The sequence below is a fragment of the Flavobacterium ginsenosidimutans genome (assembly GCF_003254625.1).
GTDB lineage: Bacteria > Bacteroidota > Bacteroidia > Flavobacteriales > Flavobacteriaceae > Flavobacterium > Flavobacterium ginsenosidimutans.
In genome coordinates this window covers 24,495-43,345 of the sequence record NZ_QJRJ01000058.1, presented here as the reverse complement: position 1 = coordinate 43,345, position 18,851 = coordinate 24,495, and the positions used below count along the sequence as shown (strand labels likewise).

Here is an 18,851-nt window from a genome sequence, read left to right as displayed (position 1 = left end):
TTGGTCTGGCTTGGCGCTATTGTAAGGGCTGATGGTTCAGATATGGTAAAGCTTCTAGTGGCTTGGCATCCGTTCGCATCAGTTACTGTTACCGTATAAGTGCCGGCAGAAAGTCCTGATGCGGTAGCAGTTGTTTGGACAGGAGATGTATTCCAAGAATAAGAATAATTAGGAGTTCCTCCAATTGGCGCAACTGTTGCAGTACCATTAGCTCCTCCGTTGCAGGACACATCTGTTTTGCCTCCTCCAATTGCTGCGTTTAACACTGGAGGCTGATTAATGGTAAAGCTTCTAGTGGTTTGACATGCATTAGCATCGGTTACCGTCACAGTATAAATACCAACAGTAAGTCCTGTTGCTGTAGCAGTTGTTTGGACAGGAGTTGTATCCCAAGAATAAGTATAACCTGGAGTTCCTCCAGTTGGCGCAACTGTTGCAGTTCCATTAGCGCCTCCATTGCAGGACACATCCGTTTTGCCTCCTCCTGATACAGCGCTTAAAGCTGCTGCAGGTTGGTCAATAGTAAAACTTCTAGTGGTTTGACATGCATTAGCATCGGTTACCGTCACAGTATAAGTGCCTGCAGTAAGTCCTGTTGCTGTGGCAGTTGTTTGTACCGGATTTGTATCCCAAGAATAAGTATAACCTGAAGTTCCTCCAGTTGGTGCAACCGTTGCAGTTCCATTAGCGCCTCCATTGCAGGATACATCTGTTTTGCCTCCTCCAGATGCAGCACTTAAAACTTCTGCAGGCTGGCCTACTGTAATATTGCTTACTGTTGCTGTGCAACCATTGTTATCAGTAATAGTAACGGCATATGTGCCTGCGATAAGTGCAGTTCTGTCTTCGGTAGATGCACCTCCCACCCAGTTATAAGTATATGGAGGTTGACCGCCTGTTGGTGTAAGGTTAATGGCTCCATTAGATCCCCCAAAACATGAAACATTGGTTGGTACCGCAGTTCCACCAAGCGCAGAAGCAGGTTGATTAACTGTAAAGCCAGATAATGTTCTTGAACATGAATTAGCATCAGTTACTGTAACTGTATATGTGCCTGCAGTAAGCCCTGTTCTGTCTTCTGTAGTTGGTCCATCACTCCAAGAGTATGTGTAAGGACCGACACCACCGCTAGGAGTAAAGTTTATAGCTCCAGTATTTCCTCCATTGCATGCAATATGTGTTATGGTTCCTAATCCGGTTATTACTGGAGGTTGGGTTACAGGAATATTGCTGACAACTATTTGGCATGAGTTAGCATCTGTAATGGTAACTGAATATATGCCTGCTGTAAGTCCTGTTCTGTCTTCAGTTGTAGTTATTCCATCATTCCATAAGAATGTATAAGGAGTAGTTCCTCCAGTTGGAGTAAGATTAATAGCTCCAGTATTTCCTCCGTTACAAAGCACATTAGTAGGAATTGCTGTTCCGCCAAGTACTGCAGCTGGCTGGCCAACTACTATATTGTTTATTGTCTGGCTACAATTGTTGGAGTCGGTAATGGTAACAGAATATGTACCTGCTGTAAGGTTTGTTCTGTCTTGGGTTGTTATTCCACCTCCCCAATTATAAGTATATGATCCGCCGCCTCCCGTAGGGGTAAGATCTATATAACCATTATTTCCTCCATTGCAGGATACATTACCAATAGTAGTTGATCCTGAGATAGCTGAGTTCTGAGCTATTGTAAAGTTTTTAGATATCGAAGTCCCCTCACTATCTGTTATTAAAACAGAATAATTAGTTGAAGCTAAACCTATTGCTGTTGCTGCTGTAGTACTATTGGACCATGCATATGTATAAGGTGATTTCCCTCCTGAGGGAGTTACTGTTGCTGTTCCATTATTAGTGCCGTTACAAGCAATTGTTTGCGATTGTGTAGCAGATAGGGCAGCATTGGTTGTAAACGAAACAGTATTTCCATATCCAGTTCCAGCTGAATTTGTTGCGTAGGCTCTATAATATATTGTAGTCCCTGAGGGAAGTGAACTTACAGGAATGGTAAAAGCACCAGTTCCCGCAGTTCCTGCTACTTGTGTTACACCTGGACCATTTATTACTGGATTTGTTGTTAATGACCAGACAATACCTCTATTAAGTACTGTATCACCACCATCAGTATTTGAACCACCTAATGTAGCTGTAACTGCACCATAATTTGTTACAGGAGTATTTGTTGTTACTGTTGGAGTAGTAACTCCATTAGCAAATGTAAAATTATCAATAGCAAAATAGTCGTAATTACTGCTTAATTGAATTTCTAATTGATCAATAACTTGGTTAGTATTATTCGAACCGCCTTCAGTGGCAAAATTAACTAATGTAAAACCGTTTCCAGGTAAAGCAAATCCTGTATCTGCACCAGTGGTGTTTCTAACTACAGTAAATACGGTGTTTCCTGCAAGTTTTCCTCTAAAGGTTATACTACCAGCACCTCCGCCATTAGTTACACCAGGATCAACTTCAGCATTTCCTGATACATAGAACCAAAAACTACTCACTTTAAAGGAGCCAGATGCGGCAGTAATAACACCAGTTTGCCCCATTGCGCCAGGAAGTAGCGGATCGGAGACCTGAATAAAATTTGGAGTAGCATTATAACCAAGGCCTGGAAATGAAGCTACTTTAAAATCAAAAGGAGAAGTTAGATTAAAAGTTTTGCCATTGGATGTAAAGTTTGCAACATCGGCAGTGGCGCTTTCAAAAGTTTCGGTAAAAGTTTGCGCGTTTATATGCTGAATAGCAAAAAAAAGCAGCGTTATTAGTAGGTAGAGTTTTTTCATAATTTTCTGATATTTAATTATCTATTTGGTATTGTAACATTATCTTTTTGACTTATATTTCAGACTTAAAAAAGCATTAATAAAGTTTTTTAATATGTATAAACAAGAACTCACGATCATTGTTAAATCTATCATAGACTCAAATACTGTTAGCGAGCAGTTAGAATCTGCTCAACAACTTTCATGTTTTTATAAAAATATTATTAGCTGTACTCATTCAGATGACAATGAAACACTTGTAAATGGAGGTGTAGCTTTATCGAGCTCAGGTGCAGCAGACTGTGTTGATGATTACCTTCGAACAGTTTCTTTTATAAAAGGCATTCATAAGGCCTTAACAAGACTTTTTATTAATTCACCAGAAAAGAGTATTAATATACTTTATGCAGGCTGTGGACCATATGCAACATTAATTCTTCCTTTATTGCCATTATTCGATAAAGGAAGAATTAGCGTTGTTTTAATTGATATTAATCGTTCATCATTAGAATCAGTTCAAAATCTTGTATCTACAATTGGACTTGAAGATTATAATCTTCAAATGATAGAAACCAATGCAATTACTTATAAAATACCAGATGATTTTAAAGTAGATCTTGCTATTTCTGAGACCATGCATTATGCTCTTACAAGAGAACCTCAAATTGCCATAAGCGGGAATATAATTAAACAACTTCCTTGTGAAGCAATATTTATTCCGCAAGAAATTAGAATTGATTTAGCTTATACTTTTTTTGATTATGAGCAAAGCCTTAGAGTAAACGTAAACGAAGTAAAGGGCTACAAAGAAATGCAGCCCTATCCTCATAAGGTATTTGTAGATAGATTATTTACAATAAACAAAGAACATTTTGAGAGAGAAAACAGTAATTCTAGAATAGAAAGTACTTTTTATACCCTGCCAGATATTTTTGAAAATTACCCTGATGTTTGTCTTTTTACCGAAATCAAAATTTTTGAAGATATAGAATTACAGACAGCTGAATCTTATATTACAAATCCTTATTGTCTAGTGTCTATGTACGGTATTAAAGATTATTCAGAGATTAAATTAGTATATGATTTTAGTGAAATACCTAAATGGTCCTATCAATTAAAATAGTGCTACTACATTTTTTCATTAATTTCTTGGAGGGAAAACTCCTTCAACACAAATAATGTAATTGATTGCTAAATAGGGTTGCATGTTATTTACAGGAACATTATTGCCAGTTGGAGCAGTAATAACGTTACTATTTAAATTCACACTTGGTGTTGATGTTGCAAAGCCTAGTGTTGGTGAAAAAGTTCTTGAAACAAGCTGTCCTGGAGTAGCAATTGAAGCACCATCTACTGGTGTAGAATCTGTAGCTTGTGCGCTACTTACAGAAATTTTACTAGCTCCAGTATGTATGTGCGCAGGCAAATTATTTACTAAAAGTGTTGTAGTTGTAGCACCTGCTGTTTCGCCAATAGTATATACTTCACCACTTCTACTGGTTCCTTGCCCAATTGGTACAGTACCTTGCAAATTAGGTAAGGCAAAGTTAGTAGTACCATTTCCACCATAAGTAGTGCCTAGAATTGCAAATAAAGCTTGGTTTTGTGAAATAGCAATTAATTGTCCTGCACAAAACATGTAACCTCTAGGAGCAAAATTTCCCGCAAAAATTTTAATTACTCCAATGTATTCATCTTGCATAGTTTTTAAGATTTAATAGTTAATGTTAGCTTTTTAGTTTTAAATAATTTGACAGATTTTTTTTCATGCATGATTGATCTGACCGTATTTTACTACAAAGCTAAATTACTGTATATAAATTGTTTAAGAATAGGGGTTTTTACGTGTTTTCGTAAAAAGTTCTTTTTTGTAACATTTTTAATACAATATCTTAAAAAACATTCAATTTATGTCAGAGAATATTTTTAGAATTATCCTTTACGTGAAGTCATGTTCTCTTCAAAGTTTAAGCAATAAAAAAGGCGGTAATCACTTACCGCCTTTTTAAATTTTAACTTGAAAAATTCAAACCTTTATTTTTGAAACTAACATAAAGTTCCTGTCGTGCTGAACTTATCGTTTCTTCTGTTCGATATATACTGCACCAGAATTTAATAAGAAGTTTATACTTTCCATCAGAAATTGAACTGTAATAAATTTGAGATGGTTTTTCGTTGTTCACTAGCGGAAGATTTGCCAGTGTTTCATTTACAATTGTATTAATTTCTTCAGGAATTGTTTCTCCGTTAATTTCAAAAGTAACTTCAACTAACTTGAAATTATCTGTATACGTCCAGTTGGTAATATTTTGAGACAATAAATTACCATTCGGAATAATGATTTCGGCACCGTTTGGAGCATTAATTTTAGTAGTTCGAAGTCCCATCGATTTAATACGACCAGATTCTGAACTAATTTCGACAACATCACCAACTTGAATTGGTTTATCAAAAATTAAGATAATACCCGAAACGAAGTTGTTTACAATGTTCTGAAGTCCAAGTCCAACACCGACACCTAATGCTCCTAAAAGAATACTCAATTTATCTAATGGCATTCCAGAAGCTGCAACTGCAAGCAGATAACCACTTATTAAAACAACTAGACGGGTAATAAGTAATTTTGAATGTTGTCTTTTATTGATATTTTCTTCGTTTTCATCATCAATTTCACCAAAGAAATAAGCAACATATTTCTGTAATAAGTGTGCAGCCCATATAATAATAAAGAATAAAACAATATTTCCAAGTGTAAACGTAATGCTTCCAATAGTATTTGGATGACTTAACAACTTAGTTAAAGAACCTCGAAGCGACTCCCAAATATTCAAATTTGATGCAATTACAATTAGCCACATATAACTAATTACAATGATAAAAGGCTTTTTAAGATTGTCTGATAAACTTTCGTAATCAAACATTTTTTCGATTCCTCTTTTTACTCTAGTAGTATAAATTTGAAGTAAAATAATCTCTAGAATAATCTTCAAAAGAACACTTAAAGCAACAATTTGAGTAAGTGAAATAAAAGCTGTAAGACTAAGCATATTAGAAAGCGAAACTCTACCAAATAAATTGTAAAGAATAGACAAACCATTCAATCCGATAAAAAGGATACTTGCCCATTTAAAAAAGCCTTTTATATAAAGTTCTTCTTTAAGTGTTTTAATCTGAACCAAACCATAGCGAATTCCTAAAACATTAATTGCAACGAAAGCAACACGCTGTAATAATCCGATTGTGATAAATAGATCCAAAAAGCAAAGTGCAAAGAACAATCCTAAAAGGTAAAGCCAGTTTCTCATGGCAACTCCAGACCATTGGTTTTTGAAAAGGAAAATTAAAACTCCAAGCAAGAAAAGCTGAATCAATTCTAAAAATAGAGCAGGAGCATACAAATTAGTAACTACAGCAATATTTAAAGCAATGACCAAAACTGGCAATAAAATGCCTCGGTTTAAATATTTAAAGTTTAAAAGCAAAAGGTTTTCAGCATAACCGTTTACCTTAATGTATTTCATATTTCGGGAAATGTACCAAAATAAAAGTCCCATGAAGAAACACAGTGTAATAAGTCCGCCAGCTTTGTAACCAAGATAATATGCAGCAACATTTTCTTCAATGATAATTTTTGCTCCAATGTTATGCGTTACTCTTTTCTTAGCAGCAGAATCATTTATTTGCCATAAAGAAGGATATTCTTTTTTGAAAATACTGATTCCAGATTTCTCCAATTTACTTTCAACAGCAACTAAAGCATTCGAAACCGAAATTTTTCGTTGTACAGTAAGTCTCTTTTTATTGTTTAAAGTAGTCTGATTTTTAGTCATCAAACTATCTGTTGCAACGTATCTTTTTCTAAGATTTCCAAACTCTTTCTTAAACTGCTTACGACGAATAGTATCTTTTATTAAAGTAATTAAAGTTTTGTCTTTACGGAGATCAATAACACGTTTTTTGATGTTTTCAAGATTTAGATTTCGAGCATTAATTGCTTTATTCTGTTCTTCTAATTCTTGTTGGATTTCTTGAAGTACAATGCGGTACATCTGTTGATTTCGCACATTCGGATTAGCGCCTTTTAAACTAGCTAAAATTAAATCTAGTTTGCTTTCTGTACGTTTCATTTCGCCAAAAAGATGATGAGTATCACCTGCAAAATCAATGTCGTTGTAAGCGGATTCTAATACTTCTCCGGCTTTTTCAATTGCCATTAAGTAATCACTGTCTGTGGCTGTAGTGTCGTTGAATAGTCTTCCGCGACTTTCTTTTTTTACTGTTTTTTGCCCTTGAGCATAATTAAACTGAGAGAAAAAAAGAAATAAAACTAAGGGGATAAAATAAAAAGTTCTTTTTTGAAAAATCATAATGTGAATGGCTTATTTAGGGAGTCCAAATTTAATTTTTTTTAAAGAACTTTCGGTTAAGAAAAATTAAATTTAAAAACCTTATAACCTTTCATTTTGTGATTTTATCTGAGCTCTCTAAAAGCAATTTCTTTTTTTATTTCTTTTAATGAATTAGAATTGATAATAATAATTGGAGTTAAGGAAAAGGGAAGGACTATTAAAGGGCTGAAATCCTTCTTGAGGAATAAAATGCTAATAATTAATAGTAGTATAATAGTTAAGACGATTAAAAAAGTGATCAAAACTTTAATAGCTTTCTCGATTTTAATTAGTTCTTCATTAGTCATTTCGCTTGGTTTCTTTACTTTCATTTTATATTTTTACTTAAGAATTCTCACAAATTTTAATCAAAAAACAGTTTAAAACAATAAGTCAGATTTTTTTGACTACCTAAAAAAATATGGAAGAAGCAGAAACTTGTCCAGCGCAAAGACTTTTAAAAATGCTTTCAGGAAAATGGAAAGCTGAAATTTTCCGTTTAGCTTTAGAAGCGCCATTGCGATTTAATAGTTTACTAAGACAAATTCAGGGATCAAACAAACAATCTTTAGCAACAGCTTTGAAAGAATTGGAAGAAGAAGGGCTTTTAGAAAAAGTAACGATTAAGTTGAAGCCTCTTCATATCGAATATAATTTGACAGAAAAGGGAAAAGCCTTGATTCCAGTTTTTCAGCAGTTGGAAGGGTTGGCATAAATTTTTATTTTTAAAATAGAAAGATCCTCAAATACTATTCAGTGCTACCATAGCCACTGATGTTCTCTGAGAATCATCTCCTACATCCAAAAAATAAAAACGTCAGCTAAAAAAAGCAAGACTGATTAATCAATAAAGCTGAATTTATCTTCAAAAACTTGTCCAACTAACGGAATTGGTTTCTTTTGTTCGTTAGCGGCATTTATGATTCCGAAAATCCATAAAATAAAAATAACGTATCCAATATAGCTTAAAAAGTAAAGCGCTGGAACGATAGTTACAATAATAGACAAAGCAACATTTACGACTAAAGAAACCAGAAAAATTCCGAATCCTTGTTTTAAATGGTATCTCACCAAATCACTTTTAGGTGTTAAATCTTTACTTTTAACAAAAGCTATAATCCAACCAATAATAGTGACATAGCTAAGAATAGAAAGGGTTTTATTATTCATAGTTTAAGTTATTTATTGGGTCAAAAATAGAAACTAGGAATAGGACCCGAAATAGTTACTTTGTCTACTGTGCTTTTTGATTGGTATTGGTTAGATTTAAATGGGTAAGAGGTAAAATGTGTTTTTCAAAAGGTTAAATTTCTTCTTTCATTAATTTGAAAAATTGCTCTTTTTTTCCTCGCGAAATAGGCACAACAGATTTGTCATTCATATGAACCATTCCTTCGCGAGAATAGCTTACAATCGAATTTACATTGATTAAATGCGATTGATGAACGCGAAAAAACATTGGAGGCTCCAGTAAATCTTCATAATTTTTTAAAGGTTTAGAAACCATAATTTTTCGGCCATCGGTCAAAAAGAAAGTGGTGTAAGAACCAGAAGTTTCACATCTTATAATTTGTTCTAATTTAACTACATACATAGCCTCTTGAGTTGGCAATATGATACGGTCTGGAGTTTTGGTAAGGTTATTTTGCAATTCGTTTAATTGCTGTTTTTCTAAAACTCTTTCTTGCAAAAGCGAAATCCTTTCAATTGCAGTTCTAAGTTCATCTGGATCAATTGGTTTTAGCAGATAATCTATTGCGCTGTATTTGAAAGCATTAATGGCGTGCTGTTCGTAAGCGGTTGTAAAAATAAGATGAAAAGAGTTGAAGGAAATTTGTTTTAGAACATCAAACCCAGTTCCATTTTGAAGCATAATATCCATAAAAACCAAATCCGGCTGCATGCGGTCAATTAATTTTACAGCTTCTTCAGCACTTTCCGCGTAAGCGATAATCTGAATTTCTTCTGGAGCAACCATTTCCAACATAATGGATAAAGCTTCGCGAATGCGTTGTTCGTCTTCTATAATAATAGTTTTGTACATTTTTTTACAATATTGGAATATTAATAATAACAATGCAGCCCGTTTCTCCGTTGTCTGCATTGCGCTCTAAAACCTGAAAACCAGCATACGGATGGTCTTTTTGCATTTTTGCTAATCTTTCATCAGTAATTGTGGTAGAAAGAGATTTATGGTTTTCGTTTGTTTTCAATTTTCTCGAAGCTGTAAGTCCGATTCCGTTGTCTTTTATAGTGCAGATTAGATTTTTTTCTTGTGTTTGCTGTGAGAAATTAATTTGCAATAGACCTTTTTCTTCTTTTGTTTTTGGTTTTAATCCGTGTTCAACAGCATTTTCAATAAAAGGCTGAATCAAAAGTGGCGGAATAAGAATGTCTTCTTCAACAGATTCGTCACAAACAATAGCATATTCGAAACTATTATTAAGACGCAATTGCTGCAATTCGATGTAATTTTTTAAAGTACTGATTTCTTCTTCTAAGGAAATGTTTTCCTTTCTTGATTGTTCTAGAATCTGGCGTGTGAGTTTGGCAAATTTATTTAAATAAGAAACCGCCGGAATCGTATCTTTCTGCAAAATCATACTCTGAATATTCCCCAAAGCATTAAATATAAAATGCGGATCCATTTGAGAACGCAATAATCTTCTTTCTAACGAAAGTCTGGTTGCAAGGTTTTCAATGGTTTCTTTTTCCATTAATTGCAGCTTCAATTCACTGTTGGTTTGTTCTTGTTTTAAAATTTCTTCACGTTTTAAATAATAACGTTGCCTGAAATAGTAAGAACGAAACATAAAAACAAGTCCAAGCAATAAAACTCCAGCAATTCCATAACCTAAAAGTTTATTTTGCTGCTCCAGTTCATTTTCCAATTCAAGCTGTTTTATGCGCTCCATTTTTTTTGTAGACTCAAATCTGGCATCTGCATTTTGCAAAAGTTTTTGAGTGGTTTCATTATATTTTAACTGATTGTATTTCGTGAACAATGTATCGTATCCATAATACGCTTCAAAATCATGACGTTTTACAGAAACTTCTTTTAAGCAATTGTAAAAGGTAGCTAATAAATAATTATCGGTGTAAGGTAGGCTAAGCTGGTATTTTATCCCTTCAATAAAAAGCATTTCGGCTTTTACATAATTTCCTTTTTCAGTATAATAAAAACCTTGAAGGCCTATAGCGCTTCTGTAAATGATTTTAATATTGTATTTTTTGGCAATTGCTGTAGCTTTTTCAAGGTTATCAAGCAAGGCAGTTTCATTAATTGGTTTCGGACCTTTAGAATAAAGATCTGCCAGATTGATGTAAGCGATTCCGATGTTGCTTTTGCTAATGATATCAAAAGATTCTTTTTCGGCAAGTGCCACTGTAGTTTTTAAAAAATCTAAAGTCTTTTGCCAATCTTTCTCTGTTCCAGATTCGAGTTTATCGGTCAAATAACCTCCGTAAGCCAATCTTGCATACAATTTACTTTCTGGATCTTTTGCTTTATAAGCATGTTCAAGAGCCTCTTGCGCATATTTATGAACCTTTTCTGGCGATGCTGGAGAAAATAGATACGATATATCGGCCGCAATTTTAGCACATTGATCATGAGCATCTATTTTTGAGAAAAGCGTATAAGAATGCAGTAAATGGTCGATGGCCTGAGGTTTGTCATCTATATATGACTTTAAATTTCCCATTGCTAGAGAAGCAAAAGCTTTAACTCTTATTTTGTTGCTTTTTTTAGCTAAAATATAAGCAGTGTCTGCATAGCGAGTAAATTCTTTTAAATGCAATAAACGCCTTTGTGTAAGAGCGAGATACGAATAACAAATAACTTCATCGTCGATATTCTTTTTTTTCTTGGCTAAAGCAAGAGCTTGCTGCTGAATTTTTTTACTGGCAGATGAATCAGAAAAACGTTTAGAATATCCATAGGATGCAATCTTTTCGACTGCCGAAATTTGTGCATTTATAGGGGTGATGAAAACCAAAAAAAGAAACGAGAACAACCATTTCGTTTCCCTTTTTTTGATCTGATTTAAAGTAGTTTTTTCGTGCATATATTGTGGTAATTAAGGCCAAAATACAAATTGAAAATAGACTGACCAAAAAAAACTCCCTGCAAATTGGACAAGAAAAACCTTCGTAAAGTCTATGTGTAGAAGCCGCTAAAAAGAGCTTTTTCTCGATACTGGCATAGAATTACCAAATAAAAATCTAAAGCATCCATTTGCCAATTTCGAATTGTAGCAAGTTGATCTTAGTAGTAATCTTGCTGGTATAAATTATTTTTAAAACTATAAAATTATGAATAGGAATTTTTTTACATTGCTAATGATCGCTTGCCTTTTTATATCATCATTAAGTTATGGGCAAGAAGATAAACGCATTAAAATAGAAATCGCTTTGAAAGATGGTAACAAAACCACAAAAGCGGTATTAAGATCTGCTACATTTTCTTTTACAAAATCTACAGCCATTGGAACAGAATCTGAGATAAAAAACAATTACTATTTTTCTCTTGATTTTGAGAAACAAGATATTGCCTTGCTGGCTGTATTTATGAAAAACAAAGCAGGGGTTGATGGTCAGATTACAATGATCGATACATTTGGAAAGCTTCCTACGAGAAAATTTGATTTTACAAAAGGAAGAATTGATTCTTTAAGCGATCAATTAACTGCCGATTATACTAGTTCTTACATCTCACTTCTTTGTGATTCTCTGATTATTGATGGCGTTAAAATTGAGTAGAAAAATGAATGAACTTAAGAAATTCACAAAAGAAGAAAATCTGTATGTCATGAAAAGACAGTACGGCTTTGGTCTAATTGTGGTATTAGGCATGATTGCTTTTACTATTGGAGGAATTTATTATAAAAATAATGCAGTAATTGGCATTTTTGGAGTCTTGGCTGTTATATGCTTTATTTCGATTTGGCAGGAAGGATTTAGTATTGATCTTGACAGAAAGGAGTTTAGAATAAAAAACGGATTGATTAACAAACCCGTTCTGATTCCGATTGCTGATTTTCTTAATTTTGAAGTGGTCAAAGTCAGACATAATTTTATTACAACAAACGTTTGCTTAAATCTTTATTACAGAAAAGATAACAAGGAGAGATGCACTGGAATTGCCCAAGGTTTTACAGCTAGATCCATGCAGAATTTGATTAATGAAATTAATGAAATTTTAGATGAACATTCGAGAAAGATATAACATCGAAGAAACGCTTCATTCATTTTCATTAAATCCGCAAAAGCCATCACTAGATCAATCATGGTGGTTTTTGGCTGGAATAACGGCAGGAGTAATAGCTTTACTATTGTTTTTTAATGATCTAGGAGAAGAAATGCGTTGGGTGATTGGTATATTCTTAGTATACTTTTTGATTCATTTTTTATATGATATTCAAATAGCTTCTAAAATTCGGTTTACGTTTGATGCTCGTAATAATGCCGTTTATAAAACAAGTCCGTTAATTTCAAAAAAGAAAATAATGAATCTGGATGAAGCCATAATTTTTGTTCAATCAGAAATGGGAAGCTGGCATTATGCTTTAGGAGCAAAGAAAAGCCAGTTTGTTAAGAATTATAGAATTAGTGAAGGATTTAGTTCAGGGAGAAAAAGCGACGAAAGGCAAGATGCGTACGAGAATCTGATTTTAGTAAAAATCGGTAAGCTTCAAGAAAATGTAAATTCCAATCGCAATAATTAATTCGATAAGATGTGACTTTTTTTTCACGCAGACTAAAAGGTTAGGGCAGATGCCAATGCTGCAGACGAAAAATATCTATTAAATTATCTCTAGTGAGAGCTGGAGATAATTCAATAGATACTTTAGATTTTCTTTTTTATAATACTGTAAATAAATTAAATAGACTGCCTCAATTGTTTTTATTTATCATAATAACTTCATTTCCAGCAATAGCAAAAATATGATGATCTGATTTTGGTTTTAAAATAAACTTTCCTGTAAACTCTCCAAAAGCTGGCAGAATCATTTGATTCGGTTTTTGAAAAAAACAACGCAATTTTAAACTTTGCAGTCCTAATCCACGGAGAATTATTCCAGGATGGATATGTCCAGAAAAATTAAACAAATTGTCTTTTTCTGTTGGATGATGCGTGAAGAAAAAACCTTCTATTTCTAGCATTTCAATAACTATAACGCTAATAGATTTATAGTGTTTTTCATCAATAATATCGTGATTTCCTGTTATCAAATAGGTTTCTTGATTATGATTAGAAAGCCACTTTTCAAACAAATCCCATTCTGCATTTTTTGAGCTGTGAAATAAATCACCTAAAAAGATTATTTTTTCAGGCTCAAAATAGTCTAAAACATCAGTGATTTTTCTAAAATTTTCAGAAATTGCATTTTGTGGAATTGCAATTCCGTATTTTCTAAAATGCGTCACTTTTCCTAAATGAACATCAGAAATAATAATGATTTTTTTAGATTCCCAAAAAACAGCTCCACTTGGATGAAGTATAAAGGTTTCGTCTTTTATTTGAATTTTCATAAGCAGTTACTTCATATAAGAAGCGGTCATTTTTTGGATTCTTTCAGCCAAAGTTTCACTCGACAATTTCTCTCGTAATCGATCTGTAATAATTGGAAAACTGAAAGGAGTTGGTTTTAAACATTGTTTCCAGATTATTTTTTGATTTGCAATTCTTTCTAAAGCTAAAATTAGACGTCCTTCTTCCAATTGATGTTCGAATGTTTCTCGATATGCTTGATGCAATAATAAATTATCTGGTTCAAAATCTCTGAAAACTTCGAACAATAATTGTGAACCGCTTTGTAAATGTTTCGTTTTAACCATTTTTCCTGGAAAACCTGTAAAAACTAATCCAGAAATTACAGCAATATCTCTAAATTTTCTTCGTGCCATTTCAGTCGAATTTAAACTTTTTTGCAAATCATGATGCACATATTCAGTTGAAAATAGATTATTATCTAAAACCGCTTCGATATTAATTTCCTGATCCGAAAGCAATTCAAAGCCATAATCATTATAAGCCAAAGAAAAAGTTATGGATTGCAATAAACTAATTCTAAAAGCCAATAAACTTGCCAAAGCTTCGTGTACAAAACGACCTTCAAAAGGATAAAAAATTGCATGAAATCCTTCTCGAGTTTTGAAAGTTTCAATTAGAAATTCATCTGAACTTGGCACAATAGATTCTTTTCGCTGTCTTTGAAATAATGGTTGTAAAACTTTTAATTCTGCTGAAAGATTATCGGTATTGGCACGATATAATTCTTTTCGGAGCAATTCACTCATTTGAGAAGATAAAGCCAAACGGCCGCCCATCCAGCTCGCAATTTTTGATTCTTTCTTCGGACTTGCTTTTTTTACCAAAACCTGCATGTTTCTAATTTTGAACAATTCGAGTTTTTTTCCAGCGAAAATAAAAGTATCGCCAGGTTTTAATTTCGAAATAAACCATTCTTCAATAGTTCCGATATAACCGCCGCTTACATATTTCACATTCATTACGGCATCTCCCACAATAGTTCCAATCTGCATTCTATGATGCATGGCAATCATTCTGCTATTGATTTTATAACAGCCGTTTTCGTCAATTTCTACTTTTTTGAATTCGTCATAAGCATGAAGACTTTGACTTCCTTGAGTTATAAAGTTTAAAATCCAATTCCAGTTTTCTGTTGTGATAGTTTGATAACTAAAGGTTCCTTGAATTTGTTTGAAAATCTCATTAGGATAAAATCCGTCAGAAACAGCTAAAGTATTAAGATATTGAACTAAAACATCCCAGCTATTTAAATAAGGGATACGATCTTCGATTACACTATTTTCAACCGCTTTTTTTAATGCCGAAGCTTCTATCAATTCAATGGCGTGAGTAGCAAGAAAATAAATAACGCTTTCTTTTCCAGGCTGATGTCCGCTTCGTCCAGCTCGTTGCATAAAACGTGCAACACCTTTTGGTCCACCCACCTGAATGATCGATTCAACTGGAGCAAAGTCTACGCCCAAATCTAGACTTGAAGTGCATACTACGACTTTTAATTCTTCATTTCGAATGGCATTTTCTACCCAAAGTCTGGTTTCTCTGTCTATACTTCCATGATGCATCGCCATTTCGCCAGCAAATTCAGGATATTTTTCTAATAATCGCTGATACCAGATTTCGCAGGCTGAACGCACATTTGTAAAAATTAAAGTAGTTTTACTGGCTTTGATAATTTTAGCAACTTCATCAATTAAATGCAATCCCATGTGTCCGCGCCACGGATAGGTATCCATTTTTTCGGGAATAATGGAAACTACTTTTATTTTCTTATGAATTACTGCTTTAATTAAAACCGAGTTCTGATAAGCTTCAGACTCAACTCCAAGTAAAACTTCCTGAGCTTGCTGAAGATTTCCAATTGTGGCTGAAATTCCCCAAATACGTAAATTTTCGGCAATCTTTTTTAATCGAGATAAAGCCAATTCTATTTGAACGCCACGTTTTGTTCCAAGTAATTCGTGCCATTCATCAATGACAATCGAACTGCAGTTTTTAAATGTATTGGCGTAGCCTTTTGTAGCCAAAAGCAATTGCAGACTTTCTGGAGTTGTAATTAATAAATCGGGCATTTTATCTTTTTGTTTGGCTCTTTCAGTTGCAGAAGTATCTCCAGAACGTATTCCAACAGTCATAGGAATATCTAAATCGGTTAAAACTCGTTCTGCTGCTTGTTTGATTTCGACTGATAAAGACCTTAAAGGCGTAATCCAAATCGCTTTTAATCCTGAGTTATGTTTAGTTTTGTAATTCGGATTTTCTTTGATGTAATTTAAAATGATGGGAAGCCAAAGCGCATAGGTTTTTCCACTTCCTGTTGGCGCATTTAATAATCCATTTTTACCTTGCAGAAAAGCAGTCCAAGTCTGGGTTTGAAATGGAAAAGGTTTCCACCCCTGACTTTTAAACCAATTATTGGCGATTGTAAACAACTGCTCTCTGTTCATTTATAAAATCATATTTTTTAAATCTTCAATAGAATTGGCTTCATCTATTTTTTTATCGTGACGCCATCTTAAAATTCGAGGAAAGCGGGTTGCAACTCCGCTTTTATGTCTTTTAGAAAGCGCAATGCCTTCAAAACCAATCTCAAAAACTAATTTTGGTGTAACGCTTCTAACAGGACCAAATCGCTCTAATGTGTTTTTCTTAATCCAATCATCAACCATTCTAAATTCAGCATCAGTTAAGCCTGAATACGCTTTCGCGAAAGTGACGAGTTCGCGTTCCTGATTTTCGTTTTCTTGCCAAAGCGCGAAAGTATAATCAGTAAATAAATTTGATCTTCGTCCATGACCGCGCATGGCGTAGGTGAGAACCGCATCAATTACTAAAGGTTCAATTTTCCATTTCCACCAATCTCCTTTTTTCCTTCCAACGAGATAAGGAGAATCTTTTCGTTTTAACATCAAACCTTCGCTTTTCATTTCGCGAGATTTTAATCTTTCATTTGTGATTTCTTCCCAAGTAGAAAAATTGATTCTTTCGGAAAGCTGTAACGGAATATTTTTTCCAATTAATGAAGTAAACAATTCTTCTAATAAAATACGACGTTCTTCGTAAGGGAGATTTCGAATATCATTTCCCTGCCATTCGAGCAAATCGTAAGCCTTTATAATAACTGGAGTATTTTTTAAAACAGATGCTGATACATTTTTTCGTCCAATTCGGGTTTGCAAATCGTTAAATGTCCCAATTTGATTGTCTATGAAGGGAAGAACCTCACCATCAATCACAGTTCCGTTTGGAATCATTCCGATGAAAGAATTAAATTCGGGATATTTATCGGTTACTAATTCTTCACCACGGCTCCAAACGTAAATTTCGTTATCACGAATAATCGTTTGAGAACGAATCCCATCCCATTTATGTTCTGCGCTCCAATCTTCAGGATTTCCTAAACTTTCGAGTTCTCCTTCAATCGGATAAGCGAGATAAAAAGGATAAGGTTTAGATAAATAATCACTACTTCTTTCATCCAAAACCAATTCCTGAAATGTAATTGTATTCGGGTTCCAATCGCCCATTAATTTATACGCCAATGTATCTTCATCAATATTTTCTGCTTTAGAAAGTGCTCGCGTCATCAACTTTTGACTTAAACCAATTCTGAAACTACCCGTTATTAACTTCGTGAAAACAAAACGTTCATAATAATTCAAATTAAGCCAGTTAGTTTGCAAATATTCTTTTTTCTCTAAATCATCTTTCTTTTTTAAAGCAATGATTTCTTGAAGAAATTCCGTTAGACTTTTGTCAGAGTGTTCTTTTGTCGTGGGAATAACAAGTGCAATTGTTTCGGCTAAATCTCCCACAATATGATAACTTTCTTCAAATAACCATTGCGGAATTCCAGCCAGTTCATTTGCCCATAAACGCAATAAAGTAGTGTTAACTGGTCGAGGAGGACGGCGATGAGAAAGTATGGCAATCGTCCAGACTTTGTCTTCATCACTTGCCTTTAGGAAATAATTCGCCAACGCATCAACTTTTACCGATGTTTTATTAGAACTATCTAAGGTTTTTATAAGCTCGGCAAAGTTTTTCATTTTTTTTGTTGTAAAATGTTAGATGTAAAATGTGAGAAGAGGTTAAATGTGGTCTTTTTACATTTAACTTTTTACATTTTACAATTATTCTTCATCTGTATTATTGGTTTCTCCTTCAAATTGAGTGTTTGCTGTTCTGGCATCGTAACCTAATTCTCGAAGATATTTTGAAAATATATCAGAATATCCATGTGTGCAGATTACTTTTTCTGCTCCAGTTGCTTTAATGCTTTCTAGTAAACCAGTCCAATCGCAATGATCACTAATTACAAATCCGCGGTCCACTGCACGTCTTCTTCTTGCGCCTCGAAAAGCCATCCAGCCGCTTGCAGTTCCCGTTACAAAATGTGTCATTTTTCTAATCCAAGTACTTCCGTGTGCGCTTGGCGGTGCGAGAACAATATTCCCTAATAAATCTTCTTTTTTAGTTTCTTGAGTTACTCGAACAGTTGTAGGCAAATCGATTAACTGACGAACAACATTAGTCATATTTTCTATAGCACCGTGTGTATAAATCGTCCCAATACTTGGGTCAAGATATTTTAGTAATCGCTGTGCTTTTCCTAAAGAATATCCAAAAAGTACAGATGTTTTCCCTTCTGCACGATTTTCTGCCCACCAATTATTAATTTCAGTCATAACATTTTTTTGTGATTCCCAATTAAATGCAGGAAGCCCAAAAGTGCATTCTGTTATAAAAGAGTGACATTTTACAACTTCATAAGGAACTGAAATTCCGTCATTTTCTGTTTTATAATCGCCTGTAAAAACCCAGATTTCATCTTTATATTCCACTCTAATTTGTGCTGAACCAATAATATGTCCCGCAGGATGAAAGGAAAACTTTACGCCGTTTATGGTAAAAGTTTCATTCCAGTTTTTGCCAGAAACGTTTATTTCGCCCAAACGATATTTTATAATCGGAATGTTAGAATAATGTGTGATGTAATTTTGATGTCCCCATCGCGCATGATCAGAATGCCCATGAGTAATAATCGCATTTTTTACAGGCCTCCACGGATCAAGATAAACATCCGCCTGTTGGCAGTAAATTCCTTTATCGTTAAATTGTAATAATGGTGGATTCATTTTCAATTAGATA

15 protein-coding genes are annotated in these 18,851 nt (G+C 34.0%); 5 read left to right on the top strand and 10 right to left on the bottom strand.

Going from position 1 to position 18,851, the window contains the following annotated elements; all coding sequences use genetic code 11:
* A partial coding sequence (locus tag DM444_RS00720) for a beta strand repeat-containing protein (protein ID WP_204251654.1) occupies positions 1-2,780 on the bottom strand: 2,780 nt, incomplete at its 3' end.
* A gap of 94 nt (positions 2,781-2,874) precedes the next feature.
* Between DM444_RS00720 and DM444_RS00715 the strand changes: the two genes are divergently transcribed.
* Positions 2,875-3,882 carry an SAM-dependent methyltransferase gene (locus tag DM444_RS00715; protein WP_111283053.1) on the top strand — a complete coding sequence of 336 codons (1,008 nt, stop codon included), beginning with the start codon at positions 2,875-2,877 and terminating at the stop codon, positions 3,880-3,882.
* Between the two features lie 18 nt (positions 3,883-3,900).
* Here the strand turns inward: DM444_RS00715 and DM444_RS00710 are convergent, their stop codons facing one another.
* On the bottom strand, positions 3,901-4,461 hold the full coding sequence (locus DM444_RS00710; protein ID WP_111283051.1) for a phage tail protein: 561 nt from the start codon (positions 4,459-4,461) through the stop codon (positions 3,901-3,903).
* Positions 4,462-4,771: 310 nt separating this feature from the next.
* Positions 4,772-7,126, bottom strand: a complete 2,355-nt coding sequence (locus DM444_RS00705; protein WP_111283049.1) for a mechanosensitive ion channel family protein — start codon at positions 7,124-7,126, stop codon at positions 4,772-4,774.
* Positions 7,127-7,568: 442 nt separating this feature from the next.
* Between DM444_RS00705 and DM444_RS00695 the strand changes: the two genes are divergently transcribed.
* Positions 7,569-7,862 (top strand): winged helix-turn-helix transcriptional regulator, encoded by a 294-nt coding sequence (locus tag DM444_RS00695; RefSeq protein WP_111283045.1) that lies wholly within the window; start codon positions 7,569-7,571, stop codon positions 7,860-7,862.
* Positions 7,863-7,987: 125 nt separating this feature from the next.
* On the opposite strand, the gene DM444_RS00690 is transcribed toward DM444_RS00695, so the two are convergent.
* From DM444_RS00690 to DM444_RS00680, 3 genes are all read right to left on the bottom strand, one after another.
* A complete protein-coding gene (locus DM444_RS00690) occupies positions 7,988-8,317 on the bottom strand; it encodes a DUF4870 domain-containing protein (protein ID WP_095930035.1) in 330 nt (109 codons plus the stop codon).
* A gap of 133 nt (positions 8,318-8,450) precedes the next feature.
* Positions 8,451-9,191 (bottom strand): LytR/AlgR family response regulator transcription factor, encoded by a 741-nt coding sequence (locus DM444_RS00685; RefSeq protein WP_204251653.1) that lies wholly within the window; start codon positions 9,189-9,191, stop codon positions 8,451-8,453.
* A 4-nt stretch (positions 9,192-9,195) separates the two neighbouring features.
* Positions 9,196-11,214: a sensor histidine kinase gene (locus tag DM444_RS00680; RefSeq protein ID WP_111283042.1), complete on the bottom strand. Its 2,019-nt coding sequence runs from the start codon at positions 11,212-11,214 to the stop codon at positions 9,196-9,198.
* A 247-nt stretch (positions 11,215-11,461) separates the two neighbouring features.
* On the opposite strand from DM444_RS00680, the gene DM444_RS00675 reads away from it, so the two are divergent.
* Genes DM444_RS00675 through DM444_RS00665 form a run of 3 tightly spaced genes read left to right on the top strand, consistent with a single transcriptional unit; the run spans position 11,462 to position 12,873 of the window.
* Positions 11,462-11,908, top strand: a complete 447-nt coding sequence (locus DM444_RS00675; RefSeq protein ID WP_162614890.1) for a hypothetical protein — start codon at positions 11,462-11,464, stop codon at positions 11,906-11,908.
* 4 nt (positions 11,909-11,912) lie between these two features.
* Positions 11,913-12,374 (top strand): hypothetical protein, encoded by a 462-nt coding sequence (locus DM444_RS00670; protein ID WP_162614889.1) that lies wholly within the window; start codon positions 11,913-11,915, stop codon positions 12,372-12,374.
* Positions 12,352-12,873: a hypothetical protein gene (locus DM444_RS00665; RefSeq protein ID WP_111283036.1), complete on the top strand. Its 522-nt coding sequence runs from the start codon at positions 12,352-12,354 to the stop codon at positions 12,871-12,873. The genes DM444_RS00670 and DM444_RS00665 overlap by 23 nt, the downstream gene beginning before the upstream one ends.
* Positions 12,874-13,042: 169 nt before the next feature.
* Here the strand turns inward: DM444_RS00665 and pdeM are convergent, their stop codons facing one another.
* From pdeM to DM444_RS00645, 4 genes are all read right to left on the bottom strand, one after another.
* Entirely contained in the window at positions 13,043-13,681 is a 639-nt protein-coding gene (gene pdeM, locus DM444_RS00660; RefSeq protein WP_111283034.1) for a ligase-associated DNA damage response endonuclease PdeM, read from the bottom strand.
* Positions 13,682-13,687: 6 nt separating this feature from the next.
* A complete protein-coding gene (locus DM444_RS00655) occupies positions 13,688-16,147 on the bottom strand; it encodes a ligase-associated DNA damage response DEXH box helicase (protein WP_111283032.1) in 2,460 nt (819 codons plus the stop codon).
* On the bottom strand, positions 16,148-17,749 hold the full coding sequence (locus DM444_RS00650; RefSeq protein WP_111283030.1) for an ATP-dependent DNA ligase: 1,602 nt from the start codon (positions 17,747-17,749) through the stop codon (positions 16,148-16,150).
* An 84-nt stretch (positions 17,750-17,833) separates the two neighbouring features.
* Positions 17,834-18,838 (bottom strand): ligase-associated DNA damage response exonuclease, encoded by a 1,005-nt coding sequence (locus DM444_RS00645; protein WP_111283028.1) that lies wholly within the window; start codon positions 18,836-18,838, stop codon positions 17,834-17,836.
* Positions 18,839-18,851: the final 13 nt, after the last annotated feature.